Here is a 23,631-nt window from a genome sequence, read left to right as displayed (position 1 = left end):
GTAGTCCGGTTGTATTACTGAAGAGTGACCTGCGTGCTGGCAGGCATTGGTGGCAGTGTTTTCGGATCGATATTATCCATGTCTGCCTGAATCAGGCTGGCCCAGCGACTCTCGAGCGTCGCAATCTCCATTACCCCCTGCGTAAGCGGGTACGCTTTCAGGGTGTTGACGTTCACAACAAATGCCGTCGGTGTGGCTATCGGCAAACCGTTACCAAAGAAGGTGACAATCTCATCAGCAATCGGCGCGGCCGGGTCAATCTTGCGCGGAACCAGCGGGTGGGGATAAGACACATCGCCGCCCCCGTCCAGGGTGTAGGGATAAACACGAATATTGTGCTGATCGGCCCAGCCTTTGAGCAGCGGATCGAACTTCGCGCTGTACTCACAGTGTGCCTGCATAAACAGCACTACTGCATAATCCTTCATATCAGCCCGACGACCGTCCGGCAGCTGCATCAGGCTGGGAGGGGGAGCTACCGGAGTGGCAACCTGCGTCAGTGAGGAGACAGTGCCGGTTTTAGTGGCTTCCAGTGCCAGCAGTTCTTCTCGGACACCGGCACTGGCCATCACGGGGAGCAGACATAGCAAAGCGGTTAATGCGGTTTTACATTTCATGACTGACAACCCCGCTGCGTTTTGCGCGACGTTCCCGCAAAGCAAGAATACCGGCACGAATAACCATCACACCCGCGACAGCCCAGAGGGTATAGCTCAGCCACACCAGGCCAGTCTGTGTCCCGCTGACAGACACCGTCATCAGCTCGCTCAATACGAGTGCGATCGTGCCCCAGAAAATAAGTCCTGCGAGAAAATTAGTGTTCATTCTGTTTTTCCTTTTCAAGCACAGCAAGTCCCGGAGGCGTTGTAGTGCCACGTTGATTCAGGTGAGCGAGGAAGCCTGTCAACGCGCCAAGCAGCACGGCCATCACCCAGAAATTGAACAGAACGGCATCCGTTGTCCGTGTCCAGAGGGAGCTATCAACAAGTTCTAAATGACAGTTGGATAAAACCGGCACGTTATACGGGAGCGGGGTAACGTCTTCTTCAGATCTGGATATCTGGGGTTGCAAAGGCGGGGCGTTATGTTCGATGCACTGCATCACTTTCCCGGCTGGAGCGCCATCAGTCAGACGTCGTGCCTCATTCAGAAACTGCTGCGACAGCGAATCATCCAGCGCGATAACCACTACCAGGGAATACAGCATCAGGGCAGGACCAAGAACTAAAGAATATGAGGCCAGACGCACCATATTTCGGATATAACGAAACAGTCGGATATTCATGAGTAAACCTTAAGAGTTGGGTTTGAAGCCGGTGGCCACGTTCAGGAATCGCTTCGCCAGGTCATCCTGGGTCATGAAGCCGTAGGACAGCGCGCGGTAGTTCTGGCTTTTCGGGTCAACCAGGAACAGTGCCGGGTAGTGCGTAATATTCATCGATCGGGACTGACCGGTATCAGGACGGCTTTGCGGCAGTGTGGCGGCCACCTGCCCGTCTACCGAGACGGGGATAAGTGGTATACCGTTGGTTTTGGCAAAGTCGGCCACCACACCCGCCATCTGCACATCAATCGGATCGCTGCCACGGTAGAAGTAGAACAGTCCGTACTGCTGAGAGAGTTGGGCTACCGCGCTTTGCTGCGTCTGCTGATCACGCGTCTGCACAAACGGCGCCATACTGTTGTAGTGCGGATATTCCAGGTTGTAGTCGAGGTCCGGGTGGCTTAGCTGCGCGGCCGCGAAGGACTGACTGAACATCGAGCCCCTGTCGGTCCAGAACTTTTGCCAGCGCAGGAATGTTGCCGTGTTTTCACGCGTCGGATACAGGATGGCGCGGTTAAGCGCCTCCATCGTGTATCCCTTCAGAACCTTTGCCTGCTCAAGCGCGGACATTTTACTAAGATCAGGAATAGTCTGCGGGGGTGCAGGTGGCTGCGGCTTCGTTTTGTGCTCAGGCGGTGTCTTCGGTTCGTTGTACCAGGACCAGCCAGTGAACGGGTCTGTGGGGGTAATGATCTCCTCCGCGAGGGCCTGCAGACTGGCAGCGGTCATCAACAGACCGCATAACAGTCTTTTCATTTATTGCCTCCCTGCTGATTCACCTGGGCAGCAATACGGTCTTTGATGAGCTTCACCTGAGCAGCGGTATCGGGGATTTTCTGATTCTTCATCAGATCGTCGTAGAAATCCGCGAAGTTGATTTTGTCGAAGTCGATACTCTGCAGTTCCGCCACAGTAATTCCACGGCAGTTTGGACTGTCACCGCTGCCGAACTTCACCCCCAGCTGGTCGCGACGGCCCTGCTCCTGAATGATGCGTGCGAGCTTTCCGTCAAAGACGCAGTAAACCTGGCTTTTCTGGATGCACGCCCCGAGCACTTGTTTGTCACAGCGTTCACCGATCGTCACCGTGATTTTTTTCGCCTTAGCCTTACCGATGGCCATTTCGTCAGAGTTGCAGGCAGCCAGACCAGAATCCTGCCCCCATCCCGAATCCTTGCAACAGTTAGAGAATCCCGCGAACGCCTTTCGACAACTCATTGCCTTGCCGGTGAAGGCTTTTATATCAATCTGGCTTTGATCTTCTTTAACGTCATCAGCTGCAGAGGCCAGTCCGGCAAGTTTGGCCACCGCCACATCGAAACCGCTGTTGCCGGCTCCATTGGTCGCATCACAGTCACCGGTTTTACAGATGTAATCCCCACCACACACCAGACCACCTGACTGATAAGTGGTCTGGCACTGATATGTGTAGTTCATGTGCGTACACTGACCGTCCGTCGTCTCCACGCATTTAGATGCTGAAGCCGTGCACTTCGGATTTGTCATCAGCGTTCCGCAGTTACCGGTCGAGCTGGAGGGCACCACATAGTTATCGGTGTATTGCCAGCAGTCGCTGTGCACCTGATAGCTCTGGCCATTGCTGACAACCGTTTTGTCACCGCCAGGGGTGGTGCAGGTAGAGGTTGTTTTTTTGGCTTTGGACATGTCCAGGCCACAGGAGGTTGTCCAGGTGACTTCAGGGACAAACGTCGTCTCAACCGCGTTCATCACCACAACCAATGTGAGGCTTGAAGCTCCGGATTTAAAATCAGCAATCTGCTCACGGGCATGTTTCTCACAGCGATCTTTGTTACCGCTGGTACACCCGGTGCTGGTATAGGTCCCGACGGGCATCGCTGTCCCTTCCATCAACTGATAACCTGGCGCGCCGGGCAGAGGCCAGTCATAGCTTTTGCCTTTCAGTGTCTTGTTAAGCCCCCACCAGACCAGTTTGCCTACATTGACTTCATGATCGCCCCAGTAGAAATGGGCACTGATAACAGGGCCTGTAGCCGGTGCGTTAAAAGTGATATTGAATGACGAACCGCCACCATGATCGAAAGTGGCATCAGCAGCAGTCAGCGTGAAGGTTTTCTGCACCGTCGTTGTCGTGGAGCGCCCCCCGGCGGTGGCCGTTCGGGTACACGCCTCCACGGAGGCCACATCTTTATCACACTGGAAATTCTCAAACGTGGTCTTACTGACGGTTGTTTCAGTGCATTGTTGCGCCGTACCCGCCAGCACCCCTTCTGAACCCGCCTCCGCATTTTTACCGATGGTGATAAATGGCGCGTTAGGATCAATCGTGGGTATCGGGTTGGTATTTCCCGAACTGATAACTGCCTGCCCTGCATTGCTTCCCTGCAGCGCTGCCTGCCCCTTATTGGCCAGACCGCCATCGCCCCCCTGAACGCCACCGTAGTAACCTTTCTCCGGCGGATTAGCGGTATAACCAGGAATGGAGCCTGTCACAGCCCCCGGGTTTTTCAGGCTCCCGGTACCGGCCCCGGCATTTTCTTTGCCAAAACTGGCCCCGGCATTGAAAGCTGGATCGGCTGACATGGCACAAAGCGGAGTTATCAGTAGTGAAGCAAGGATCAGTCGTTTCATTGTGCTGCCTCCAGAATCTGCTTCGCCGTGGCAGCGCAGTCGCCTTTTTCGGCCACTTTCTCCAGCGCCTGTTTGAGCGGAAGACTGCCGCGAATAACATCGAAGCGCCCAGGACAGGTCACCACCAGGGCGGGGATGGTGGTGATGTGGTATTCGGTGTAGAGCGTGGGATCAATTTGCACCCCGATATTTTTATCCTCTTTGGCCAGCTCAAACATGGCCGATGCGGTCTGACGGAGATCGTTATTAACCAGCCCCCGCAACGTGGCCGGCACACCGTAACGGTTAGCCTCTTTGAGCATCGGTAACAGGCCTTCGCGCGGCAGGCCCAGACTGACAAAATACATGGCGGGAAACGTGCGTTTTTCTCCGCTTTCACGCGCTGCCTGCTGGCTGGCAATGTCCCCCTGAAGCCGGCTGATGAGCGCCTGTTGCTCTGCAGGCAGTGGCAAAGCCTGTCCCTGGAGACTCTGTTTCAGCGTGTTCATTGATTGCTGCTGTTGCTTCATCCAGTCCCTGTCGCTTGCAGAGACGCTGGTTTGTTCGCTGGCCAGTGCCTGCGAGGCACAGGTGACCAGAACGCTGAGGATCAGCGCCCGATATAATGTTGTATTCATTTGTCTGACCTCACGAATAGACGCAGTTACGTTTGCGCCAGAGCAGATAGCCGAAGTTTTTCTTTGACTGCGGGGAGTTATGGGGTGTGCCCCAGGTCTGGGTACTGGCCCCGAACGCGTGACAGCTGTTGGTTTCGGGATACATGTTCACCATCTGATAGCGCCATCGCTCTTTCGGCACAATCGGTGACGGGTACTGATAACAGACGGCGTAATCGGCACCGACTGTGTTCATTACCAGACCTTCACGGTGCAGCTTGAACGCCATTCGCTCGCTGACCAGAAGCGACGATTCGAGAGGCGAGAACTCACCGCTGGTATAGCCCGTGAACGGATACATGCTGCCCTGACTGCCGGCGCACCAGAACAAAGGGGAAAGGGGAACGCCTGCTGTACTGGCCACGGCGTCCGCCGCACACGCGGCCTGTGCAATCAGGTTGCCGAAGAGCGCCGCCTCCGGGTTAATCAGCATCGAGAGCGTACTGTCATTCCAGAGAGGATCAACTTCTGACATATAGGCGATATCCATATCCCCGCCCTGAAAACAGCCGGTGCTGGTCATAATGCTGAGCCAGGAAATCAGCGGGTATTTGTACCAGTGCACATGGTAGAAGGCCCCCGCTGCCGGGCGATCACTTTGTCCCGCCGTCCCCGTTCCGGTTCGACCCAGATCAATTTTGAAACCGCCCATATTCACCATCACACCGGGTTCCCGGGTCACATCCGTCATCGCGGTCGGTTCCCAGTAACCAATCGCCAGTCCCATGCGGTACAGAACACCGTAAGAGCAAATCTGGATGGGCATGGACGGGTTACTGGTGTCCGGTTGTGGACCCGATGCCAGTTTGACGCTGCCGACTGACATTGGAAAAAGACATTTCCAGCAGACATCCGATATTGGATTCACCCAGCGCCCGGCGCCCGCGTTAGACGCAGCGGCTGATGCAGAGGTTAATGATGCTGTCCAGCACACTGCGGCCAGCAACAGAGCGGTCAAACTGGCTCTGAATGTCATTGCGCCTCCCGTAACCAGACACAGACCGGGCCGTCTTCCGTGTCGTGTATGGAGCCAATAAACCAGCCACTGCCTGACGGTAGCGAGGGTTCCCATTCGCTGATGCAGGTGAACCCGTGTTCCCAGGCCGTAATGACATAAGTGGGGGCATCATTTTCCATCCAGCGCGTGGCGCAGGTCAGTCGGTGTTGGTGCAACCAGTTGCCAAATTCTGCCGGAGTGGCTTCATCGTCGGCTGGCTGAAAGTAGTGCGGGTGGGTCCAGAAGCCGTTTCGGTCACGCGTAACCGCCACCGGCCTGATAGTTTCAGGGTGTGTCATGGGATATCTCCGGGTGAGCCGCAGCCACCGGACGGGCGGGAGGGCTTAAAGAAAGGTCAGTCTTTGTCGGAAGGCAGTGCGGCTTTGATAACCAGCGCCATACGTTGTTCACAGGTCATTTCGTGCAGGGCCAGAATGCCGGCCCGTAGCACAACAGAAGGGTAGTACAGGGGGTTTTCCTTAAGAATGTCATCCAGACGTGATGCTGAGCCTTCGTCATGGCGAACGGCTGAAATGATGACGTTCCGGCCCTTTTCACCATCAGGGTCTTTTTTCATGGCGTTACCTTGTAGTCATTAATCCGAACCGCTGAGTGATTCAGGCTGAGGCGGAGCGCAACGCAGTGAGCACCGAACATCCTGAATGGCAGGCGGTTGATTCAGTGAGATTTAAGGGAGCGAGTGACGATAAAGGCATAACCGCTGTCATCATCGTAGTCAGCAGCATGCTGCTCACCGGAGGAAATGCGTTCAGCAGCAGCATGCAGATAGCGGACTAAGAGCTCTGTTGAGTGAAGGGACGTTATCTGCGCGAAGACCGCCACAACCCGCTTTTCGCCGTCCTGCGGTACCTTAATGCTCCTTGCCAGTTCCTCCGGTACGTTTCGGCCAGCACCTTCCGGAAAGAAACCCGGCGGTGTGCGACACAGCTGTCGCTCAAGTGTCACCTGGAGACCCGGAAAAGTGACCGGTACAGTAAAGAGGCTGAGCGCATTGCCGTTATCAGGAAACGGTGTGTAACTCACCCTTTCCACCGCCTCGTTCAGACCCCGTACCAGGTCGCGGGTGATGACTGAACTCTTTGAGGTTACGACGATGACCACCTGCCTGACGGGCCACATTCTTTTTTGCCAGTCTGTCAGCTCTTCTGCGTCGCCCTCATGACGGCGTGTGATATACCAGCCCTGCCGTTCACTGCCTGTTATCAGCAGCGACAACCACCGGGCACAATATCCATCGCTGGACGCCATCGTGGCTTTTTCAGCCAGCTCATGCTCAGGCTGATTCGGGGCCAGATAGCGCTCACGTGCGATGTACACCGCTCTGGCCACAGTGCGCTGCGTCTCACCATCAGCCACAACCTGCTGCAGGCGGTCGCGAGTCAGTTCGTATCCCTGCGCAAACAGGGCTTTTTCCATCTCAGCCAGCATGAGCTGGTAATAGTCCTGGTTCGCAGACCGGTACACCGCTTCAGCGTGCGCCGGACTGCCAAACACGGACGGGACTGACACGGGCAGATCGTATTTCATTTCACGAGCAGCCGCTTTCTTCTGGCCTCGCTCCACACTGAGTTGCGCGACAATCCACAAACATAGCCCCAGCGCCACAAAGGCGAGGCCACTGAGACTTTCCCCCGTCTGCAGGCACGTCAGCATGCCTTTCAGGCTTCCGTTACTGCTGATGCACTCGACTATTGCCATTGTCCCGACTCCACCATTGCTTTCTGGATAAGTGCTGCCAGGTAATCCATAAACCGCTCATCACGTGAGACCGGCTCAGACAGCGCCAGGTTGTTCTCACGCCGCCAGTGAAACCAGGCCTGGGTCGCAAAGACCGGATGCCAGGATTCAATTTCCGGATACAGCTCCTTCAGTGTCGCCGCCGTCCCTTTTTTACGGTCAGGTCTGGAGGATGTTTTTCGCGGCGTCACCGGCGTCGGTGCCGCGCAACGCATCTCGGGAAACAGATCCCCTAATGTGGCTGTCGTCATTGTTTTACTCCGGTAGCAGGGATTTCTTCCACTTTCAGCACCCGTCCGTCACGCGAGATCCGCGCCGGCGTATGTGCGAAACCAAATTTGCGGGTAAGGACTCCGGACTGGTCGAAGTAGATCCGCTCATCCAGGGCGTCGCTGGCGTCCTTGATGTTGCCGTTGACCAGAATCACCTTGAAGTTTGTCTCGCCGGCAATCTGCTGTCGGGTCCAGGCGATTTGCGCCTTATCGTCACCGTCAATGAAGTACAGCACCTGACTGAACGGCACTTTATCCAGCGGGTTCACCTGATCGCCCTTAAGGGCGATGATGTTGCCTTTCATATCAGTGATGGTTTCCTGCACCGTGAAGGTCGGATCAAACGCAAACGATCGATAGTCTTTCGCTACCGTCAGCCCCTCGACCGGCTTCGGTCGCACGGCATTGCGTTTCACCCGCTCCGTCGCCTCGTTCTTCAGCCGGTCAAGCTCGCCGGACTGCTCCATGCCTTTGAGTCGGTTCTGAATGAAGACCAGCATGTCCTGCTCGGCGGGTTCGAAGACATTGCCCCACGTACCCAGGTCTTTTGCGCCACTGCCTGCCGAGACTATCAGGCACATCAGCGCCGTCAGCTGCAGTCGTGTTCTCATTGAGCCTCCTGAATACGACGGGCGATATCACTGCGGATAGTTTCCGTAATGTCCGTTTCCGGACTTATCACGGCCGGTTTGACCAGGATGACGGCATGGTGTGAGTTCTGCCATTCATTGAGACTGTCAGTCAGGGCGGTGTTGAATCGTGAAGTCAGCACCTTTGCTTTCTCTTCATTAAGATTCAACTGGGCCGACTGTTGCTGGAAAAGGTCAATCGTGCCCTTCATATCGAAGACCACCACCGTCGGCGTGACCGCTTTGGTCGTCACATATGCCACCCCGGTCATAAGTAGCAGCCCAGCCAGACCGAGAAACCCGGCTTTCATCCAGCGGGATGTCCTGCCCGCCATCATCACACCGTCCCGGCCGGTTTCGTCGTCATACGGCTTTTGCTTGTTATCACTCATGCGGCTTTCACCCATTCTTCAAGTTCGCGCAGTTCATCACCCGACTTCTTCTCGGCCAGCAGGTAAGCCGCCTCCTCCGCTGTGGCTCCGGCTTTTTGCGCATTCTGCATAAAGGCGAAGTCCTCACCACGCGAACTGAACATGGCGCGCGTGACGGGGTCGACAAACAAGCGGTGGAAGGAGCTGAACTCACCGGCGCTGATAAGCAGGGAGCTGTAGCCGGTCTGCAGTGCGGGCTGGAAGCCACGGATAACCTCTTTTTCCATATCCGAGAACTGATCCGGGTTATCGGCCAGGTACTGTTTGAAGGCTCTCGCATCCTGCAGGAGAGTGATTTTGGTGGAGCTGTTGTTCCAGGCCGCTTCGGCTTCCTTACTGGCCCCGAAATCTTTAATGCCCTGGGTGATGGTGATAAAGGCCCCACGGTGGCGACGTACAGTACGGTAGCCGGTCTCGATAAATCGCGCAGCGTGCGGGTTTGAGCCGCCGAGCAGTCGCCAGGCTTCGTCGATAATGCAGACTTTCTTCAGGTCGCGCGGGCTGTGGTACATCTTTTCCTGAATGGCCAGGATCAGCGAGAACAGGATGGATGAGAGCAGCTTCGGTTTGTCTTCGAGGCTCAGCAGCTCCAGCACAGCGAAGCGGGTGTCACCATCAAGCGTCGGGTTGTCGGCGTTGAAGTATTCCCCGTCAGGCCCCCAGGTGCAGTAGGTTTCCAGCAGCATGGCAAGCTCTGCCAGGCGGGAGATGATAGTCGGCTTGTCGGCAAAGGCCTGATTCACATCCTCGCTTGTCAGGTAGTTGTACACATCATCGATACGCGCCCCGCGTTGTTTTTTCTCCCACGCGTCCATGACCGCTTTTTGCAGGATGGCTTCACAGACACCATCAAGCGGTTCAGTCGGACTCGCCAGCACCGTCAGCAGACGCACAATCCCTTCGGCGGATTGCTTGATATCTTTCACGTTGGCAAACGGGTTAAAGCGCAGCTTCGCACCGTCCAGGTACACCCCGCCCGCTTGCAGGCAGTAGTTCTTGTAGCTGTCGCCCATGTCGATAACCCAGGCAAACCCGCCCGCATTCAGTACGTCGCGCAGAATCCCCTGCGTCAGAAAGGATTTGCCCGCACCAGAGGTCCCGGTGACCGCGATATTGAAGTTGGTGCTGCCGTTTTCCTCCCCGAACATGTCGAAAAAAGCGACCTGATTACGGTAGGTCGGCAGCGGCATCCCCACATGCGACAGCTGACGTTCTGCAACCACCGGCATCAGATTGACAGCGTTCCATGATTTACCGCGCAGCGTGGCACCGGTCATTTTCATGTCCTCCCACATCCCTTCCTGCATCACAAACGGGAAGCAGCTCAGCCAGTTACGCATTTGCTGGTACTGCACCGTCACCATCTCCAGTTCGTTCTTACGGAACACGTTAACGGCCGCCAGTTCACAGGACTGGGCGTCGGTGTTGTTGTCCGGGGTGAACAGGGTCAGGTTGAGGGACATTCGGCAGAAGGCGATCTCATTGTTGGCCAGCTGTTCGCGGTTACGTCGCCATTCTTCAGCCTGGCGCTTCGTGCCGGGGAATAACTGGCCATACGCGGAGTTGGCTTTTTTGGACAGATCCATGTCCTTACGCAGGGCTTCGTTTTGCGTGGCGGTCTGTTCCTCCAGCTCAGTGGTCCAGGTGAGCATAAACGGACAGGGAATACCGAGGTCAGGGAATCGCAGGTTCTGTAGGTTGTCGGCACCCTGCCATAGCGCGAAGCGTTTGGGGCTTTTACTGAGCTGCATATTGATGACACGGCAAACAGAGGCCGGCAGTCGGTTTCCTCCGGGTTCGATGCTTTCCGGCAGTTCCACGCGAATATGAGAAGGCCGTACCCTGATATCAATACCCGGATCAACAACCTGGCGATTAAGCTTCTCGTCTTCGTTGTAGTCTCCGCTTGAAGTCATCACTTGCTCCTGGCGGTAGTTCATCATTTCACGCATGACAGAGAGGAAGGCATTCACATCGGTGTTCATGGTCTCGATGCGGGCCGCGCCCAGTGACACGCGAATGGTATTGCGAACCTGCACCAGGTCGTCCATCACCTGCTGGCTAAAGCGCTTCGCGGGTTTACCGTACACAATAAAAATGCGGTAGTTACGCAGATACAAAGGATACTCGCGCTCGTTAGCCAGCCCCTTCAGCGCTGAGCGCTGCCAGAACGCGCGGGTGATTTTATTCAGGTGATCGGCCATATCACCTTTCCACATATCCGCGCTGACGCCGCGTGAAATACGCTCCCCGACACATTTACTGGCCAGCATAATGACGCTGACCGGCGTTTTGCGCGGCAGCTTCTTACGCAGCATGTCATCAAGTGCGGCGATAACCTGCTCATTCGCGCCCGGTAGTGGAGCCGCCTCCAGAATGAAACCTGCGCTGCCGGCATTCACAAAAAGCTCGTTGGTTTCGTCGTAATAGCGATAAGGCAGAGAGGCGACGATCGACGGATAGCCCCATGTCTGTTCCAGATTGGTGCGCGCTGTCGCGGCACCATCCTCACGCTTACGGTTATTCAAAAGCCCCATCAGGCTGTCGAGAATACTCATTCTCCCCCCTCCCCTATGACGCGATAGCTTTCATCCCAGTGGGATTTATTTTTCACAAATTCCACCACGGCGGGCTGATGGAAGTTGTCGTCCGTATCGACCCAGGGTGCGATCCACAGGCGCTGTGTCGCATCAGGAATACGCTGAACCGGCACGCGGCCAGCAGTATTAACCGGCGTTACTGGCGCGATGTGACCTGTGGTTACTGGCGATGTTGCTGTCACAGTTGCAGGGCCAGCCGGTGCTGTGGCCAGCGGACGCGGAGCGATGGGTTTAGCGACAGAGGTTCCGGTTGCTGCGACAGAAACAGGACGCTGCGGGTTGATAACCGGCGCGGTGTTACGCAGTGCCGGCAGGGTTTCACCCGCAGGCTTTTTTGATGATTTATCGGCTGTCAGGTCATCCAGGCTTTTACCCTGGGCGGCCAGTTTATTTGCCTCACCGGTCGTCAGACACTGGTCGGTAGCGGTCTTGTTGCAGTCGAAATCAGAATTGAGACCGGCGCAGCCGGTCAACGCGCTGCACAGTAGTGCAGCACCCAGAAGGTGTTTCATGGGATGGCTCCAGTTAGAAATAACGTAATGGGGAGTTAGAGAAAGGCTTCGATCAAGAGTTAATGTCTGACTGAGCGGACAGCAGACGCTGTTTTACGTGGCTGGAGAAATACATTGAAGGGGTGCCCCATAAAAGCGCAAGCAAGCTGACTCCCCCTGCCACATACCCGGCTATTTGCAGAAGCTGGAGATTACTGCTCATGCTGGACAGAGCCTGTAATGCGGAAATGCGGTCTGCTGATAGCTGGTGTGACACTAGCGCAGTGATTCTGCTTCGATAAATCACCACGTTAATGGTAAGCAGGATGTAGATAATGAGTGACACTAGCATCACACCTTTCCAGTATCTGTCTTGACGTAACATAAATATAAGAAGTGACTTCGATGCTGCTTTAACTCGCTTATACAGGGTACTCATTGCCATAAAGGCTCCTGTTTCAGTTGATGGTATCGCCGAGACGCAACTGACTGGCCTGACGAAGCACATCATCAGGGTTAATGTTGCCGACTGAGGAGGTGCTGGATGTGGTGGTCTGACTGGCAGGTTGCGGAGCAACAACGTTCTGGGCAGCGTTACCCGCGTTCTGAACAGCCTCTTTTGCTTTCTGCTCCTCGGCATCTTCCAGCGTTTCAAGACGGAAGCCCTTCTGGAACACAACGGTCACCTGGTTACCCGCCCCGATATCAATCACAGGGTGGTACTGCTCGGCGCGCTTAATCCAGTACTGGCTCAGTGTATCAGCGGCTTTGCTTGCCCCACCTCCCAGACCCTGTTTAAACACATCCCCGGCACCCACATCTGCTGTGGCTCCGAGTCCCACTGACGGTGTGGCGGCAGACTTAATGCCCTCACCAAAACCGGACAGGAGACCGGCTGCACCGGCGTAGCCGACAATCATGCCGTTACGCATAACCGGCTTGCCGCGAACCCCTCCTTTGCCCTGATAGCTGACGTGACCGTCAAACTCCATATCCACATGCTTTCCGTTCTTGAGCACGCAGCTGATTGACTTCGTCCGGACGACGCCCCTTTCACTGGAGATATCGCCCCAGATTTCACCCACAACAAAACAGCCGTCAGCACTGTATTCCTTGTTATTGGGCATCTGAATATTGCCCAGGAGTCGGATGGTCACCGGCTGGCTATTCTGCTGCCCCGTGACGCTGGCGTTGGCGTCAGCACCTTCAATCATGATGGCGTCAGAGAAAGACCCGGAGGGTATCCAGGGCAGTTTAGTGGGCTTCTTTTTAAGGCTGTCGTAGCTGAACTTTGTGGTCGTCAACCCGCCAGCCAGTCGCTGGCCTGAGCCGCCCGGATAAAATCCTGCGCCCTGCCCCATGTTGACACCAGTGGCGGCCGGTGTGTTGGGGGTGACGGAGTATTCCGGCGGTCGGGCCTGACCGGCAGCAACGGGACCAGGGAGTGGTGTTCCGTTCTGACCTGCAGGTGGTGTCTGCTGGCCAGCAGGTGCGTTGCTGCCGGGGGCTTTGGTGAGCTGGTCAGTCAGACGCAGAATTTCAGCGTCCTTCTCGGCCAGCTTCTGATCGGTGGTGAGTTTGTTCTGCGTCACCAGTTGAGCAAGGGTGGCGTACTGTTGCTCAAGGGCTGAGGTTTTGGCCTGTTGCTGTGCCAGTGCGGCGTCGTTGACCTGCTCATTAAAGGAGGCAGTAACGACACCGGTCATGTTTGGCGCGGCAGCAGATACAGGATGTTTTTGCTGCTCCTGGTGGTTGCCGTACCACACTACGCCGCCGGCGGTGGCGGCTCCGATAGTGAGCACGGCGACCAGCACAGCCAGCTGGGTGCGGCGAGTTTTGAGATTTTCATTCAGACTCATGAGCGCGGCACTCCGTCATCTGAGAAGACAATCCAGGCATACGCCTCACCGCCAGAGTAGAGCTGATGCTGTGAGAGCATGACGGCCCTGACACCTTTCTGCCAGAAGTCACGCTCACGCAGGTTCTGGGTAATGCTGCCAGGGTTGGTCATGCGAAAACGAACGATACGCAGGTGATTGCCGACAAACTGACGCTCTGGCGAAAGTCGAACAGTTGTGGATGGCGTATACGCAGTCATACGGCTGACGGGGTACTCCACATAGTCGTCCGGGACCTGACCGTTCACGACGGCGCGGGATAATGAGACCAGCGTTTTTTCGTAGGTCTGCCCTTCTTCCCATGCTTTTGCGTCATCATTCTTACGCAGTGGCGGCGACATGGGGGTAAAGCGCAGGGTTTTTCCGTTGCCAGGTTGCGGCCTGACGTTGAGGCTCAGTGATGAGCCGTGGTCGGTCTGGATAAACAGCGTGAAGTTTTGAGCGACAAGCGGCGAAAGAATCAATGCGCCGTCATCGGTGGTGCTCTGGTCGTAGGCTCCGGCTGGCCCGCTGATGCTGGTAATGAGTTCCCCGTCCACAACAACCTTACTTGGGTTGTTATTGCTGAGTGTGACATTAAAGGCGGCGTCGTTCTCAAAGGGGATGGCGGCGGGTGCGGTAGCGGCCCGAAGGCCGCTGGTAAAGATTCCCGATGCCAGTAACACAGCAGCAGCTGCCGGTGAAATGCGAAGTTTCATGGGCAGTCCTGTCAGTTGGTAGGGGTAACCGGCTGAAGCTCCTCAAAGGAATGGAGGTTAACCAGTCCGTTCTGGTAGCTGAGTTTTAGTCGGTAGATTTTTTCCTGGTCCTTCAGGGGGGTAGTGATTGCACCATTAGTAGTGGAGGACTTCAGCGTACCGCTAAACTCCACCGCCCCGTCGGTCATCACCCGGATATCCTTCGTATCAAAGCGGGTGGTGATGCCGCCTTTTTTGATGCGTTCCGCTTCAACATCCAGCGCTTTTTTTAGTGCGTCCCGCTCCGTGGAAGGGACAAACCCGAGCAGCATTTTCTGGTTATTGTCGATGTTTTCCGGGCTCACGTTCAGTCGCCAGTAAATAAATGAAGAGGCGAACATGGTGATGCCGGAAGCATCTGAGCTGACAGCATCAGATGAGAAGGGCTGGTTATAGGTCATGGGCGTTGTGATGGTTTTTTGCGTGGTCGCGAAATACCACGCCAGGGACCCCGTTAAAACATTACCCGCACCCATTAAAACGATTAAAGAAGCCATGCCGATAAACGCATACGTCAGTTGCTTATCGCGCTCACCTTTAATTTTGAGCTTCATGGAATTTATGCCCTCCAGTGCCGGAAACTTGAATCAGGTATCTGTCGGAAGGTGACTTTGAATAAAGCAGAAGGAAGATGCCAGTAACAGAAGTTCAGTAACCAGTAAGAGCCTTGTCCTTTTTTCAGATACCTGACCAGTGCCCAGAGCAGGCCCGCTATTATGGAGAGTTCCGTCGACATATTGTTAAGCACACCGAGGATAACGAGGGGTGCAACAATAAGGATTTCATCTAAGGGCAGACCAAAATAGCGTTCCTGCTGATTGAGCGTTTCCGGGAAGTCGTATTTATCCGCTTCCCCGCTCATCATCAGCTCGCAATAGAGAAAGCAACGCGGGTGAAGATAATACAGGCGACGATACCCACGAATACCAAAGGAGAGCGGGCTTTAATATAAATGAAAAGCCCCATGATAATTTCTGCGATGTAGAACCATTTAATAATGGAGGACCCGGACCCGAACGTGCTGTTGACAGTGGTTTGCTGTGAGGCCAGTAAGTCGGTACCGGATGCCAGCACCGGATGAGCGACCATAAGTGAAATTAAAACCAATCCTCCGTTTTTAACGAACTTTTTAATCTGACGATTTTCACGGGCCTTGCGAAATAAAGACGCTACCGCCCATCCCTTCATGACATTGAGGGCATTACCTTTAGTGGACATGCTTGTTTCTCCGGAAGTAAACAAAAGTGATGTGCATAAGTGGTTGTTTACGCACGCGATATTGTCCCATGACCCTAAAAAAAAAAAACTGTGACGCATGTCACACTTTTATAAATGATTAGGAATTATCTGAATATGTATGTGGGTAGTCTTGGTCATCCAGGGGGTCCTGGGTTTGGTTGCGAGATCTATAGCAATGAAAGTAAAAGAGAAAATGTGGGAAGGTCGCGGTCGTCCACGGAAATTCCGTCCGGGTGAGGCTGTGGAGTGGCGATTAAGGGCGCCGGATAATTTACTGATGGAATTGCGAATATGCGCCAGGGTGGGAAAAAGGAGTGTTAATGACGAAATTCTTGCGAGGTTGCTGGTCTCCCTGAATTACCAGCCAGGCCATGTAGTTATTAAAACCGCCGAATCAGAACGGTTGATTTCTCTGGCGGTAAAATTCGAAGACTGGCTCAGTGAGTTGCTGGACGGTCAATCGTGGAGTGGCGGTGCTGATAATAAAGATGATACTCACGATGAGCACCTGTGGATGTGGCGGGAAGGTGAGCGTGTGTTACTTCCGGGCAAAACTACGGGTTATAGCATGCGTATTCCCGAGAATCTTGCAGAAGAGATACGCACAATGGCCAGGGTGCATAAGCGCAGTCTGAATGATGAAATGCTGACAAGGTTAATGAATACTCTGGGTTATTTTACTGAGCGCATCCTTGACCAGAATGAGGATACGCAGGCGCTGAAAGTGTTGTGTATGGAGTTTGAGGTGTTTCTGAAAGAGAAAATAGCAGAGGCGGAAAAGACGGAGCTGCCGTGGGAAAAGAGCAGCCCTGAGTAATGTGTGCGTGGCCGGTTAACTCCGGCCATGTGATTTAGCTTTCGCTGTTCACGAAGTGTCTTGATTCAGCATCATCTTCAGCTGTGTTTATTCCATTAAGAAGCATGTCGAGTGTGTCTTCCAGCTTCCCTTCGCCGTCTTTACCTGTCATTTTCAAATACATTTCAGCGAGTAATGTTGCAATAAGCACGGTGCCCTCCCTAGAGCCAGCTGCCTTTCTGATAAGGTCTCTTCGGTAGCCCTCGAGATCGAACTGATGGCCGTCATCATCATCTCTTTTATAAACAAGTAAACCGAGTCGGATTAGTTCATTGCAGGTTGCTGATATATTTGCTTCGCCTGGATTAGCGCCGTTCTGAAGGTCATGCTGCACAATATCACGAACCTCTCTCTCTATTTTATCTTTAAGGTAAATCCCCACTCTTCCCATATTTTTAACCTTTCTATGGTGGTGTCGGAACCGACACTACGTTGTTTATTAATTTGATTTCAGGATGTCGGATAAAGCTACGATAATCAGAATGATATCTGCATTTTATTCATATATACAGTAGTAGGTATAGGTACTCGTATATCGTACAGTGTGACACTGTGCGATACGTAAATCAATGTTGTTAAAGCATATCTACAATTGTGATACACACGTAACACATACTGACACTACCAGGTATCCTAATCCTGTGATGTTGTAGTGTCGGTGTGTACGATGTTTTTCTTCCAGATGCTAACATCCCGCAAAATACCCTATGTTATTTGCATGATTTTAAAGGAATAATCTGCAAGACGAAGTCTTGCGTGGGGTGTGGTGTTTTAAAGGGTTAGTAAGGAGCGGCACAGATATACCGTCACCTGACCTGACATTGTTATTTGAGCGGCGTGGTAAACACGTGTTCTGAAGCGCTTACGCGCGTTTGTAGTAAATAAACTTGATTCAGATGATCCGGCGGGTTATTTTTTACATCGCCTCCAGTTAGCCCGTATATTTCGCTTAAAGGCCAGAATATGAAAATGTCGTTACTGCCTGCCTCGCTGCTGATTTTTTCACTTTCAGCGGGCGCGGCTCCCCAGATGTGTTTTGACCAGGCGGGAAGAGATTACCGTATTGATCCCCTGTTACTTATGTCAATATCGATAAAAGAGAGCAGGCTAAAGGCCGGGGCGATAAATGGATCGAACACGAATGGATCAGAGGATGTGTGTGGGATGCAGGTAAACAGCTCCCATTACGGGAAGCTTAAAGATTTTAATATTACCCGAGAGAGATTATTAAACGATCCGTGCATTTGTGTCTATGCGGGTGCGTGGGTTCTGGCGCACAACTTCAGGTCATACGGTAAAAACTGGGACAGCGTGGGAATATATAATACTGGCCCGAGTAAAAAACTCATCACCCTGCGCAAGGCCTATGCGGAAGATATCAAAAATATATACCGCGTTTTACTGGCCAGAAAAACGATCCTTTCGCAACACTCAGGACACGGTGAGGAAGTGATAGGTGCAGAAAAAATGACAGGTCCTGTAACGCTGAATAATGCACAGTAAAAAGCCGCTCTGTTGAGCGGCTTAATTTTAGGCCTTCAGTTTTGCGAACTCTTCAGCCATTTTCCAGAGTGCCTGGTTTAATTTTATATCACCATCGATGCCGGTTACTTCACGCGTTCGGGTGCGTTGACCTTTTGCCGTTCTGCCCGAGATTCCACCTTTGATCACATTCTCCTGAATACGGTTGAATGTAGTCCATAAATCCGGGCTTTTATCTTCCCAGCGTCGGGCCTGTAATACCTGGTCAGGCGTTACCGGTGGTTGTTTCCCGTCATACTTATAGCTCAGGGCGGCAGCACTTAACAGGCGTTGTTCTGGCTCCGTCAACTGAATGCCTTTCATCATGTCGATATTTCCCTCGACCGCGTCGAACGTTTCCAGCACGCTATAAGCCCCCTCGATAACCTGCCCCACAATATCACCTTTGTGAGGGACACTGATTTCACCAAAGTTTTTCCATGCTACCAGGCCATTAGTGCAAATCTGGCGGAACATGCCGGGGATCATTTTATAGCTGCTTGAGCCGTCATGACTATTAAGCAAAATTATTTCGGGTACTTCTTTACCACTGATTTGATCGTGACGGCGAAGGCGTAACATATGTTTAGTAAACTCACGTTTTTCAACATCGCGCGGACGTGTTTGCGTGGCGTAATAAGGCTGAAAACCTTCATCCCGTAAACGGTCCAGCAGGACAATCGTTGGAATATAGGTATAACGGTCAGAACGGGAATCGTGTTTATCTTCTGAAAAAGCGCTCGGAACAATGCGCTGTAGTTCCTCATTCGTCAACGGGCGATTCTGACGGATTGAAGTTGGCATGGCATAGCGATTAGCGAGACTGACCATTTTAATTAACTCCTGAAAATAATGTGATGAGAGATGGAATAACGCGAAAATACTGTTCTGACGGCACGCCAGCGGCGATCGGATAACCCTTGATGAACCACACCGAAAAATAATCCGGCGCATCTTCATACATAAAACTCAGCTCCACGCTTTCAGCGGGAACATTAAAAATTGCGGGCTGTAGCTCCCCTTTTGCAGCGTTAACCACCCAGGAAAACAGATCGGCGGCCTGCTCATATGTCAGGCCCGTGACCGGTTTTCCCCCCATCTTCCTGGAAGATTCTTGAGCGGCGGTTTTGACGTTGACGTTTCGTGTGTGCATCCTGGTTTTCTCCTGTGGGGATGGTTGTCCATCTCCCTGGTGAGTTCTCTCGCGGCAAAGGGCAAAGGAGCAACGGCGAAGGGAGGAAGGAAAGGGGCGCAGACAAAAGTTTTTGCCCGCAAAAAGTTTTGGCGGAGTGCATTTCACCCCTTGGATGACGACCCGACGGTGCTACGACCAGCCCTCCGCGTGAGAACGCACGGGGGATGGCTTCACCGCATGAACAGGATGCACACACCCGACACGGCGGAACGTCGGGGCGGACTCAGAGCGACGGCCATGCCGGCGCGGTCAGGGCGGCGTGACCGGAACGGTCGCAGCAAGCCTGGGGTTGACCTCAGCCATCAGACCCTAGCGACAGCCCGAACCCCGAAGGGATTCGGCGGAGACTGGCGGGTGCGCAGCAGCTGCCCGTCGGAGTGGGGCTCGACGACTGAACCGCGACGCGGGTCAGAAGCCGAAGGGGGCCATATCCCTGCTCGTTTTTCTGGTCCTGGCCAGCACTGAGATACAGCCAGGAATGCCAGACAGCAGGACAGTGAATAACACCATCAGGAAGAAGATAATGGAGAGACTCAGGCAAAACCGGAGCAAAAGTATGAGCACTAAAGCGGGGAACAGCGGGAGCGCCGGAGGCGCTTTCGCCCTTCCCGTTCCCCGGAGGGGATGGCGGTTTTTGTGGTTGCCCCGATGAACGGCACCGGGGCGCGCCATTCGGATCAGATAGGTTCTTCCCCTTCGCTGCCATTTTCCTGCTCATAGTGCATGATGGCCGTTCCGAGCATCCCGTTAAACCAGTCGATGGCCGCTCCTTGCGTGTCGCACTGTTCGCACAGGTGCAGCAGGTTGGCCAGAAAATCCGTGATGACGGTTTCAACGGTTTCGCTTTCCCTGTTCAGGCCGGTTTTACGGGCAAATGACCAGAGTACATCTGCCGCCAGCGCGGCGTGTTCGTCGGTGCTGCGGATTTTAATCGGCTCAGGCTGGCCACTCAGGTGTCTGGCCATCATTTCCAGCATGGTCGCCGGAACAACATTTTGTGTATTACCTGTCATTGCTCTCTCCTTGCGGCAGGTCGACTCTGCCGCATTGTTTGTCAGGCGGCCACGGTGGCCATGAAGTTTTTCATGGCTTCAAAACGCTGGCGGAACGCCATACGTCCCGGCCAGTCATTGAAGTAATGAACGGGCGTATAACGCACACGCCAGGCCTGGAGAGTCAGCGTATTACCTGTCACCACTTTCGCCGGAATACCCAGTAGCGCCAGCTGGATGAACGCCATATCGGCCACCATCGGATCGATATCGGTGCAGGTGGCATACAGTTGTTCTGACGGATTCAGTCCCTTCTCAGCCATCCAGTAAGCAAACGCGATCACCATTCCGGCGCTGCCGCAGGTTGGTTCATCGAGCGTCATCCACCCCTCACGCTTTATGGTCTCCACTGCGCCCGGCATGAGTAATCCGGCCATCAGGCGGGAGACGCTGGACGGTGAAAAATACTGCCCCATTTCGTCCGCGCCCAGCTCCTGCTCCATATACAAGGCGCCGAGAAAATCGTGAAATTCACCCGCCAGCCCCTCCACCATCAGGCAGAAAAGCTGTTGCATGGCGTCTATATCGGACGGCTGATACCGTTCGCAGATCCGGCGGCTGTTTTCGATTTTTTCCGGGGTACGTATACGCGCCATATCCAGATCGCTGGCGGCCAGGCTGATAAAATCGCGGAACACTTCGGAACGGCGCATATACGGCGCGGTGTGCCGGAAGACGCTGGCGAACTGCTTACGCGCCTCAGCGGCAGACAGCATCCCCACAGGTGCTGACGTCTGCGGATCGGTCTGCTCAGTCAGGAACAGGGATTCAAAACACAGTTGTGACATGCTTTTCTCCTTATCGGCCGCCCTTGGGCGGCCGTCTCCTGTTATGCCAGACCGAGACCGGCGTAAACGGTGGTCATGAACTGCTGCCAGTGTTCAAAGCGCAGCGCGGGCATGTGGGCACGTCTTCCGGCACGCAGGGCATTTACAAATGCCTCGGCCTGTGCGACAGTTTGCGGGTCAAATTTCACGATCAATCTCCTTACTTTGGTTGTGATTGCCGGTTCACCGTTCCAGCGGCTATCCGGCGTTGAGAAAGCGGGGGCAACCCCGCTTTTTTAATGTGTGTTATTGAGGTTTTTATCCAGACAGAAACGGGTGATCACACTCCCGATCAGCTCCCTGTGTGTCAGGGTGTGCAGGTCGTGGCACTCAAAGAAACGGCCTTCGAAACGCGCAAAAATCGCCGTCACGTCCCCGCCCGTAAAATCCATTGATTTGAACGACTCCCCGCCGTAGCCACGGCACCAGTCCGTCAGAGGTAACGTTTCCATCTGGTCAACATAACGGGCTTCCGTGATTTCCACCCACGGGTGGCGATAACCCGTGTTCTGCATTTCCAGCGTTGCAGCCTGAGTTACCAGGACAGTATCCGGATAGATACTCCGCAAGGAGGCCATTGGTAATGAGTTCTTTGCAGTCTTAGTCGACATGTTTTGTTCCTCTTATCCAGATATTTCCCGGCATTCCTGAATACCGGGAGTGTTCATTTTTTAAACTTCAGTGGAGCCAATCCAGTTGCCATTCAGGTAAACATCAGCGCCATCTCTGGCCGCCTGTGGCTGAACATTACTCAAGCTCTCATGCGTCCATCCCGCTTGTGGTGCAGCAACATTCAGCAGTGTATTTCCTGCGAGATCGCGCACTTCCAGCGTTGCTAACTCGAGTCCGTCGAGGATGTTGGTTTCACCAGATCGCTGGTCTGTGATGTAAGTGATCATCATTTCTCCTTCGTGAATGCCCTGTCGGATAGCGACTTAAATCGCAATCCCCATGCGTTCAATCTCACGACCAAACTGTTTGAAATGGTTCGCTTCGACTACGTGGAGATGCCGAAACTGTTTATCCACACCGCTGCTGAGGGCGTAGAAATAGGTGCAGCTCATTGTTTCGGGGCAGCGTTTGCGCAGTTTCTTCAGCTCAGCAAGGCTGCTGAACTCCAGAACATCGGGTTCCTCCGCTGATTTTTTTTTCTGCTCAGCGACGAGGATCGTGTACGACACGGTTTTTCCCCCTATCTTCCTGGAAGATTCTTGAGCGGCGGTTTTGACGTTGACGTTTCGTGTGTGCATCCTGGTTTTCTCCTGTGGGGATGGTTGTCCATCTCCCTGGTGAGTTCTCTCGCGGCAAAGGGCAAAGGAGCAACGGCGAAGGGAGGAAGGAAAGGGGCGCAGACAAAAGTTTTTGCCCGCAAAAAGTTTTGGCGGAGTGCATTTCACCCCTTGGATGACGACCCGACGGTGCTACGACCAGCCCTCCGCGTGAGGACGCACGGGGGATGGCTTCACCGCATGAACAGGATGCACACACCCGACACGGCGGAACGTCGGGGCGGACTCAGAGCGACGGCCCTGCCGGCGCGGTCAGGGCGGCGTGACCGGAACGGTCGCAGCAAGCCTGGGGTTGACCTCAGCCATCAGACCCTAGCGACAGCCCGAAACCCGAAGGGATTCGGCGGAGACTGGCGGGTGCGCAGCAGCTGCCCGTCGGAGTGGGGCTCGACGACTGAACCGCAACGCGGGTCAGGAGCCGAAGGGGGCCATGTTCACGGAAGTGATTCTGTTTTGATGCATGCTAAATCCGGGCAAGAAACAAACCGCGCACAGTTAACTTACCCGCTCAGAAGACTTCACTGGAAAGTCATGGAGCAGACAGATTTTTTCTCACACGGCAATACAGCTGGCCATCGGGCTTTTGTTGTCGCCAGAAGAGGGAATGAGGCGCTGAGGAATGCTGAGGAGGGAGACAGACAGAAGCGCCGGAGGCGCTGCTGCCCTTCCCCCGTTCCCCGAAGGGGAACAGCCCTTCCAGGTTGTTCATGCGTGCGGTCGCGCCGGGAAGGAAAAAGGGGCTACCAGCGAACCGGTAACCCCTTCATAAAGGCGCTTCAGGGCAAGAATCAACATCATCAGCCCCTGAATGGCGGGGGTTTCCCCCCGCCGGGGTTGGCTACTTAGCGGATTCGTAGGCCATGAAAGCCGCCACCTCCCTGTTCGTGTCCCTGTAACGGATTTCGCAGAGCGACTTCCGGGTCAGGTAAGTGAATATCAATAGTGTGAGACACACTATTAATACGCACCAGATAAGGGAACTTCGTGGCAATTTCATAGCCTTCTACTCCTTGCCTTGCGGCAGCTAAGAGGCTATTCTGTTGGTGTCGAATCAAGCAGATGGCCTCGTGTGGTTGGTTAATGAAAATTAACTTCCTACGGGGCTTTCTTCTTTCTGCCTCACAACACGGTAACAAACCAACGAAACGTCATGAGGCAAAAAGCCTCAAGCGCCATCGCCATTATATCCCGTAGTCAATCATCTGCCCAGGAATAACAGTCTGAAAACTGTATAAATCCTCATCCTTTTT

Annotated in this window: 33 protein-coding genes and 1 pseudogene; 2 read left to right on the top strand and 32 right to left on the bottom strand. The window is 54.1% G+C overall.

What is annotated here, in order from left to right; genetic code table 11:
* Window positions 1-14: 14 nt before the first annotated feature.
* The 21 genes from AC3WS9_RS22960 to AC3WS9_RS22860 all read right to left on the bottom strand — a co-directional run bounded on the left by AC3WS9_RS22960 (window position 15) and on the right by AC3WS9_RS22860 (window position 15,620).
* Window positions 15-617 carry a type-F conjugative transfer system pilin assembly thiol-disulfide isomerase TrbB gene (locus AC3WS9_RS22960; protein ID WP_492490449.1) on the bottom strand — a complete coding sequence of 201 codons (603 nt, stop codon included), beginning with the start codon at window positions 615-617 and terminating at the stop codon, window positions 15-17.
* Window positions 607-825 (bottom strand): hypothetical protein, encoded by a 219-nt coding sequence (locus AC3WS9_RS22955; RefSeq protein ID WP_100776909.1) that lies wholly within the window; start codon window positions 823-825, stop codon window positions 607-609. Before AC3WS9_RS22955 ends, AC3WS9_RS22960 begins: the two co-directional genes overlap by 11 nt.
* Window positions 815-1,285: a hypothetical protein gene (locus AC3WS9_RS22950; protein WP_492490447.1), complete on the bottom strand. Its 471-nt coding sequence runs from the start codon at window positions 1,283-1,285 to the stop codon at window positions 815-817. The genes AC3WS9_RS22955 and AC3WS9_RS22950 overlap by 11 nt, the downstream gene beginning before the upstream one ends.
* A gap of 9 nt (window positions 1,286-1,294) precedes the next feature.
* Window positions 1,295-2,080 carry a type-F conjugative transfer system pilin assembly protein TraF gene (gene traF / locus AC3WS9_RS22945; RefSeq protein ID WP_492490446.1) on the bottom strand — a complete coding sequence of 262 codons (786 nt, stop codon included), beginning with the start codon at window positions 2,078-2,080 and terminating at the stop codon, window positions 1,295-1,297.
* Window positions 2,077-3,933 carry a type-F conjugative transfer system mating-pair stabilization protein TraN gene (gene traN, locus AC3WS9_RS22940; protein WP_492490444.1) on the bottom strand — a complete coding sequence of 619 codons (1,857 nt, stop codon included), beginning with the start codon at window positions 3,931-3,933 and terminating at the stop codon, window positions 2,077-2,079. The genes traF and traN overlap by 4 nt, the downstream gene beginning before the upstream one ends.
* Entirely contained in the window at window positions 3,930-4,550 is a 621-nt protein-coding gene (gene trbC, locus AC3WS9_RS22935; protein WP_194514422.1) for a type-F conjugative transfer system pilin assembly protein TrbC, read from the bottom strand. The genes traN and trbC overlap by 4 nt, the downstream gene beginning before the upstream one ends.
* A gap of 10 nt (window positions 4,551-4,560) precedes the next feature.
* Window positions 4,561-5,565 carry a conjugal transfer pilus assembly protein TraU gene (gene traU, locus AC3WS9_RS22930; RefSeq protein ID WP_492490442.1) on the bottom strand — a complete coding sequence of 335 codons (1,005 nt, stop codon included), beginning with the start codon at window positions 5,563-5,565 and terminating at the stop codon, window positions 4,561-4,563.
* On the bottom strand, window positions 5,562-5,885 hold the full coding sequence (locus tag AC3WS9_RS22925) for a hypothetical protein (protein ID WP_492490441.1): 324 nt from the start codon (window positions 5,883-5,885) through the stop codon (window positions 5,562-5,564). The genes traU and AC3WS9_RS22925 overlap by 4 nt, the downstream gene beginning before the upstream one ends.
* Window positions 5,886-5,941: 56 nt before the next feature.
* Window positions 5,942-6,163 carry a hypothetical protein gene (locus tag AC3WS9_RS22920; RefSeq protein WP_492490440.1) on the bottom strand — a complete coding sequence of 74 codons (222 nt, stop codon included), beginning with the start codon at window positions 6,161-6,163 and terminating at the stop codon, window positions 5,942-5,944.
* Window positions 6,164-6,264: 101 nt separating this feature from the next.
* Window positions 6,265-7,305, bottom strand: a complete 1,041-nt coding sequence (locus tag AC3WS9_RS22915) for a hypothetical protein (protein ID WP_492490438.1) — start codon at window positions 7,303-7,305, stop codon at window positions 6,265-6,267.
* A complete protein-coding gene (locus AC3WS9_RS22910) occupies window positions 7,296-7,595 on the bottom strand; it encodes a hypothetical protein (protein WP_100776902.1) in 300 nt (99 codons plus the stop codon). Before AC3WS9_RS22910 ends, AC3WS9_RS22915 begins: the two co-directional genes overlap by 10 nt.
* On the bottom strand, window positions 7,592-8,227 hold the full coding sequence (traW, locus tag AC3WS9_RS22905; RefSeq protein ID WP_194514419.1) for a type-F conjugative transfer system protein TraW: 636 nt from the start codon (window positions 8,225-8,227) through the stop codon (window positions 7,592-7,594). The genes AC3WS9_RS22910 and traW overlap by 4 nt, the downstream gene beginning before the upstream one ends.
* Window positions 8,224-8,637, bottom strand: coding sequence for a type-F conjugative transfer system protein TrbI (gene trbI / locus AC3WS9_RS22900; protein ID WP_492490436.1), 414 nt, complete (start codon window positions 8,635-8,637; stop codon window positions 8,224-8,226). Before trbI ends, traW begins: the two co-directional genes overlap by 4 nt.
* A complete protein-coding gene (gene traC, locus AC3WS9_RS22895) occupies window positions 8,634-11,234 on the bottom strand; it encodes a type IV secretion system protein TraC (protein WP_492490435.1) in 2,601 nt (866 codons plus the stop codon). Before traC ends, trbI begins: the two co-directional genes overlap by 4 nt.
* Window positions 11,231-11,788 (bottom strand): type IV conjugative transfer system lipoprotein TraV, encoded by a 558-nt coding sequence (traV, locus tag AC3WS9_RS22890; RefSeq protein WP_370968051.1) that lies wholly within the window; start codon window positions 11,786-11,788, stop codon window positions 11,231-11,233. Before traV ends, traC begins: the two co-directional genes overlap by 4 nt.
* Window positions 11,789-11,840: 52 nt before the next feature.
* On the bottom strand, window positions 11,841-12,212 hold the full coding sequence (locus tag AC3WS9_RS22885) for a hypothetical protein (RefSeq protein WP_492490434.1): 372 nt from the start codon (window positions 12,210-12,212) through the stop codon (window positions 11,841-11,843).
* Between the two features lie 13 nt (window positions 12,213-12,225).
* Window positions 12,226-13,626, bottom strand: a complete 1,401-nt coding sequence (gene traB, locus AC3WS9_RS22880) for an F-type conjugal transfer pilus assembly protein TraB (protein WP_100776896.1) — start codon at window positions 13,624-13,626, stop codon at window positions 12,226-12,228.
* Complete coding sequence (traK, locus tag AC3WS9_RS22875; RefSeq protein WP_194514412.1) at window positions 13,623-14,363, bottom strand: type-F conjugative transfer system secretin TraK; 741 nt, start codon at window positions 14,361-14,363, stop codon at window positions 13,623-13,625. Before traK ends, traB begins: the two co-directional genes overlap by 4 nt.
* Window positions 14,364-14,374: 11 nt before the next feature.
* Window positions 14,375-14,956: a TraE/TraK family type IV conjugative transfer system protein gene (locus AC3WS9_RS22870; protein ID WP_100776894.1), complete on the bottom strand. Its 582-nt coding sequence runs from the start codon at window positions 14,954-14,956 to the stop codon at window positions 14,375-14,377.
* A 5-nt stretch (window positions 14,957-14,961) separates the two neighbouring features.
* A complete protein-coding gene (gene traL / locus AC3WS9_RS22865; protein ID WP_100776950.1) occupies window positions 14,962-15,264 on the bottom strand; it encodes a type IV conjugative transfer system protein TraL in 303 nt (100 codons plus the stop codon).
* 2 nt (window positions 15,265-15,266) lie between these two features.
* The gene (locus AC3WS9_RS22860) at window positions 15,267-15,620 is read right to left on the bottom strand and encodes a type IV conjugative transfer system pilin TraA (protein ID WP_492490431.1); all 354 of its coding nucleotides are present in this window, start codon (window positions 15,618-15,620) and stop codon (window positions 15,267-15,269) included.
* Window positions 15,621-15,816: 196 nt separating this feature from the next.
* Between AC3WS9_RS22860 and AC3WS9_RS22855 the strand changes: the two genes are divergently transcribed.
* Window positions 15,817-16,458 carry an Arc family DNA-binding protein gene (locus AC3WS9_RS22855; RefSeq protein WP_492490430.1) on the top strand — a complete coding sequence of 214 codons (642 nt, stop codon included), beginning with the start codon at window positions 15,817-15,819 and terminating at the stop codon, window positions 16,456-16,458.
* A 34-nt stretch (window positions 16,459-16,492) separates the two neighbouring features.
* Here the strand turns inward: AC3WS9_RS22855 and AC3WS9_RS22850 are convergent, their stop codons facing one another.
* Complete coding sequence (locus tag AC3WS9_RS22850) at window positions 16,493-16,888, bottom strand: relaxosome protein TraM (protein WP_100776892.1); 396 nt, start codon at window positions 16,886-16,888, stop codon at window positions 16,493-16,495.
* Between the two features lie 572 nt (window positions 16,889-17,460).
* Between AC3WS9_RS22850 and AC3WS9_RS22845 the strand changes: the two genes are divergently transcribed.
* Window positions 17,461-18,000 (top strand): lytic transglycosylase domain-containing protein, encoded by a 540-nt coding sequence (locus AC3WS9_RS22845; protein WP_232730979.1) that lies wholly within the window; start codon window positions 17,461-17,463, stop codon window positions 17,998-18,000.
* Between the two features lie 27 nt (window positions 18,001-18,027).
* On the opposite strand, the gene AC3WS9_RS22840 is transcribed toward AC3WS9_RS22845, so the two are convergent.
* From AC3WS9_RS22840 to AC3WS9_RS22795, 10 genes and pseudogenes are all read right to left on the bottom strand, one after another.
* Window positions 18,028-18,849 (bottom strand): DUF932 domain-containing protein, encoded by an 822-nt coding sequence (locus AC3WS9_RS22840; protein ID WP_100776891.1) that lies wholly within the window; start codon window positions 18,847-18,849, stop codon window positions 18,028-18,030.
* 1 nt (window position 18,850) lies between these two features.
* Window positions 18,851-19,171, bottom strand: coding sequence for a hypothetical protein (locus tag AC3WS9_RS22835; protein WP_492490427.1), 321 nt, complete (start codon window positions 19,169-19,171; stop codon window positions 18,851-18,853).
* Between the two features lie 719 nt (window positions 19,172-19,890).
* Entirely contained in the window at window positions 19,891-20,226 is a 336-nt protein-coding gene (locus AC3WS9_RS22830) for a hypothetical protein (protein ID WP_370968447.1), read from the bottom strand.
* Window positions 20,227-20,267: 41 nt separating this feature from the next.
* Window positions 20,268-21,053 carry an N-6 DNA methylase gene (locus AC3WS9_RS22825; RefSeq protein WP_194514512.1) on the bottom strand — a complete coding sequence of 262 codons (786 nt, stop codon included), beginning with the start codon at window positions 21,051-21,053 and terminating at the stop codon, window positions 20,268-20,270.
* A 41-nt stretch (window positions 21,054-21,094) separates the two neighbouring features.
* Window positions 21,095-21,241 carry a succinate dehydrogenase flavoprotein subunit gene (locus AC3WS9_RS22820; protein ID WP_194514511.1) on the bottom strand — a complete coding sequence of 49 codons (147 nt, stop codon included), beginning with the start codon at window positions 21,239-21,241 and terminating at the stop codon, window positions 21,095-21,097.
* Window positions 21,242-21,328: 87 nt separating this feature from the next.
* Window positions 21,329-21,703: a hypothetical protein gene (locus AC3WS9_RS22815; protein ID WP_492490425.1), complete on the bottom strand. Its 375-nt coding sequence runs from the start codon at window positions 21,701-21,703 to the stop codon at window positions 21,329-21,331.
* Window positions 21,704-21,763: 60 nt separating this feature from the next.
* A complete protein-coding gene (locus AC3WS9_RS22810) occupies window positions 21,764-21,991 on the bottom strand; it encodes a hypothetical protein (RefSeq protein WP_194514514.1) in 228 nt (75 codons plus the stop codon).
* Between the two features lie 36 nt (window positions 21,992-22,027).
* Entirely contained in the window at window positions 22,028-22,342 is a 315-nt protein-coding gene (locus AC3WS9_RS22805) for a hypothetical protein (RefSeq protein ID WP_492490424.1), read from the bottom strand.
* Window positions 22,343-23,219: 877 nt separating this feature from the next.
* Window positions 23,220-23,339, bottom strand: coding sequence for a type I toxin-antitoxin system Hok family toxin (locus tag AC3WS9_RS22800; protein WP_223156217.1), 120 nt, complete (start codon window positions 23,337-23,339; stop codon window positions 23,220-23,222).
* Window positions 23,287-23,436, bottom strand: a pseudogene (locus AC3WS9_RS22795) (DUF5431 family protein); the annotation flags it as partial. The pseudogene AC3WS9_RS22795 and the gene AC3WS9_RS22800, both read right to left, overlap by 53 nt.
* Window positions 23,437-23,631: the final 195 nt, after the last annotated feature.

The organism is Lelliottia sp. EB106-05-01-XG201 (assembly GCF_058791735.1).
This window is presented reverse-complemented; position numbering and strand designations above follow the sequence as displayed.

What these genes read in the sequence shown, in the direction of transcription:
- AC3WS9_RS22885 (WP_492490434.1), bottom strand. Translation starts at nt 12,212, where the DNA reads ATGGCAATGAGTACCCTGTATAAGCGAGTTAAAGCAGCATCGAAGTCA.
- AC3WS9_RS22920 (WP_492490440.1), bottom strand. Translation starts at nt 6,163, where the DNA reads ATGAAAAAAGACCCTGATGGTGAAAAGGGCCGGAACGTCATCATTTCA.
- AC3WS9_RS22950 (WP_492490447.1), bottom strand. Translation starts at nt 1,285, where the DNA reads ATGAATATCCGACTGTTTCGTTATATCCGAAATATGGTGCGTCTGGCC.
- AC3WS9_RS22805 (WP_492490424.1), bottom strand. Translation starts at nt 22,342, where the DNA reads ATGCACACACGAAACGTCAACGTCAAAACCGCCGCTCAAGAATCTTCC.
- AC3WS9_RS22815 (WP_492490425.1), bottom strand. Translation starts at nt 21,703, where the DNA reads ATGTCGACTAAGACTGCAAAGAACTCATTACCAATGGCCTCCTTGCGG.
- AC3WS9_RS22860 (WP_492490431.1), bottom strand. Translation starts at nt 15,620, where the DNA reads ATGTCCACTAAAGGTAATGCCCTCAATGTCATGAAGGGATGGGCGGTA.
- traF (WP_492490446.1), bottom strand. Translation starts at nt 2,080, where the DNA reads ATGAAAAGACTGTTATGCGGTCTGTTGATGACCGCTGCCAGTCTGCAG.
- AC3WS9_RS22870 (WP_100776894.1), bottom strand. Translation starts at nt 14,956, where the DNA reads ATGAAGCTCAAAATTAAAGGTGAGCGCGATAAGCAACTGACGTATGCG.
- traC (WP_492490435.1), bottom strand. Translation starts at nt 11,234, where the DNA reads ATGAGTATTCTCGACAGCCTGATGGGGCTTTTGAATAACCGTAAGCGT.
- AC3WS9_RS22955 (WP_100776909.1), bottom strand. Translation starts at nt 825, where the DNA reads ATGAACACTAATTTTCTCGCAGGACTTATTTTCTGGGGCACGATCGCA.
- AC3WS9_RS22845 (WP_232730979.1), top strand. Translation starts at nt 17,461, where the DNA reads ATGAAAATGTCGTTACTGCCTGCCTCGCTGCTGATTTTTTCACTTTCA.
- AC3WS9_RS22855 (WP_492490430.1), top strand. Translation starts at nt 15,817, where the DNA reads ATGAAAGTAAAAGAGAAAATGTGGGAAGGTCGCGGTCGTCCACGGAAA.
- AC3WS9_RS22835 (WP_492490427.1), bottom strand. Translation starts at nt 19,171, where the DNA reads ATGCACACACGAAACGTCAACGTCAAAACCGCCGCTCAAGAATCTTCC.
- AC3WS9_RS22830 (WP_370968447.1), bottom strand. Translation starts at nt 20,226, where the DNA reads ATGACAGGTAATACACAAAATGTTGTTCCGGCGACCATGCTGGAAATG.
- traB (WP_100776896.1), bottom strand. Translation starts at nt 13,626, where the DNA reads ATGAGTCTGAATGAAAATCTCAAAACTCGCCGCACCCAGCTGGCTGTG.
- traU (WP_492490442.1), bottom strand. Translation starts at nt 5,565, where the DNA reads ATGACATTCAGAGCCAGTTTGACCGCTCTGTTGCTGGCCGCAGTGTGC.
- AC3WS9_RS22810 (WP_194514514.1), bottom strand. Translation starts at nt 21,991, where the DNA reads ATGATCACTTACATCACAGACCAGCGATCTGGTGAAACCAACATCCTC.
- trbI (WP_492490436.1), bottom strand. Translation starts at nt 8,637, where the DNA reads ATGAGTGATAACAAGCAAAAGCCGTATGACGACGAAACCGGCCGGGAC.
- AC3WS9_RS22850 (WP_100776892.1), bottom strand. Translation starts at nt 16,888, where the DNA reads ATGGGAAGAGTGGGGATTTACCTTAAAGATAAAATAGAGAGAGAGGTT.
- traL (WP_100776950.1), bottom strand. Translation starts at nt 15,264, where the DNA reads ATGAGCGGGGAAGCGGATAAATACGACTTCCCGGAAACGCTCAATCAG.
- traN (WP_492490444.1), bottom strand. Translation starts at nt 3,933, where the DNA reads ATGAAACGACTGATCCTTGCTTCACTACTGATAACTCCGCTTTGTGCC.
- trbC (WP_194514422.1), bottom strand. Translation starts at nt 4,550, where the DNA reads ATGAATACAACATTATATCGGGCGCTGATCCTCAGCGTTCTGGTCACC.
- AC3WS9_RS22925 (WP_492490441.1), bottom strand. Translation starts at nt 5,885, where the DNA reads ATGACACACCCTGAAACTATCAGGCCGGTGGCGGTTACGCGTGACCGA.
- AC3WS9_RS22825 (WP_194514512.1), bottom strand. Translation starts at nt 21,053, where the DNA reads ATGTCACAACTGTGTTTTGAATCCCTGTTCCTGACTGAGCAGACCGAT.
- traW (WP_194514419.1), bottom strand. Translation starts at nt 8,227, where the DNA reads ATGAGAACACGACTGCAGCTGACGGCGCTGATGTGCCTGATAGTCTCG.
- AC3WS9_RS22960 (WP_492490449.1), bottom strand. Translation starts at nt 617, where the DNA reads ATGAAATGTAAAACCGCATTAACCGCTTTGCTATGTCTGCTCCCCGTG.
- AC3WS9_RS22915 (WP_492490438.1), bottom strand. Translation starts at nt 7,305, where the DNA reads ATGGCAATAGTCGAGTGCATCAGCAGTAACGGAAGCCTGAAAGGCATG.
- AC3WS9_RS22910 (WP_100776902.1), bottom strand. Translation starts at nt 7,595, where the DNA reads ATGACGACAGCCACATTAGGGGATCTGTTTCCCGAGATGCGTTGCGCG.
- traK (WP_194514412.1), bottom strand. Translation starts at nt 14,363, where the DNA reads ATGAAACTTCGCATTTCACCGGCAGCTGCTGCTGTGTTACTGGCATCG.
- AC3WS9_RS22840 (WP_100776891.1), bottom strand. Translation starts at nt 18,849, where the DNA reads ATGGTCAGTCTCGCTAATCGCTATGCCATGCCAACTTCAATCCGTCAG.
- traV (WP_370968051.1), bottom strand. Translation starts at nt 11,788, where the DNA reads ATGAAACACCTTCTGGGTGCTGCACTACTGTGCAGCGCGTTGACCGGC.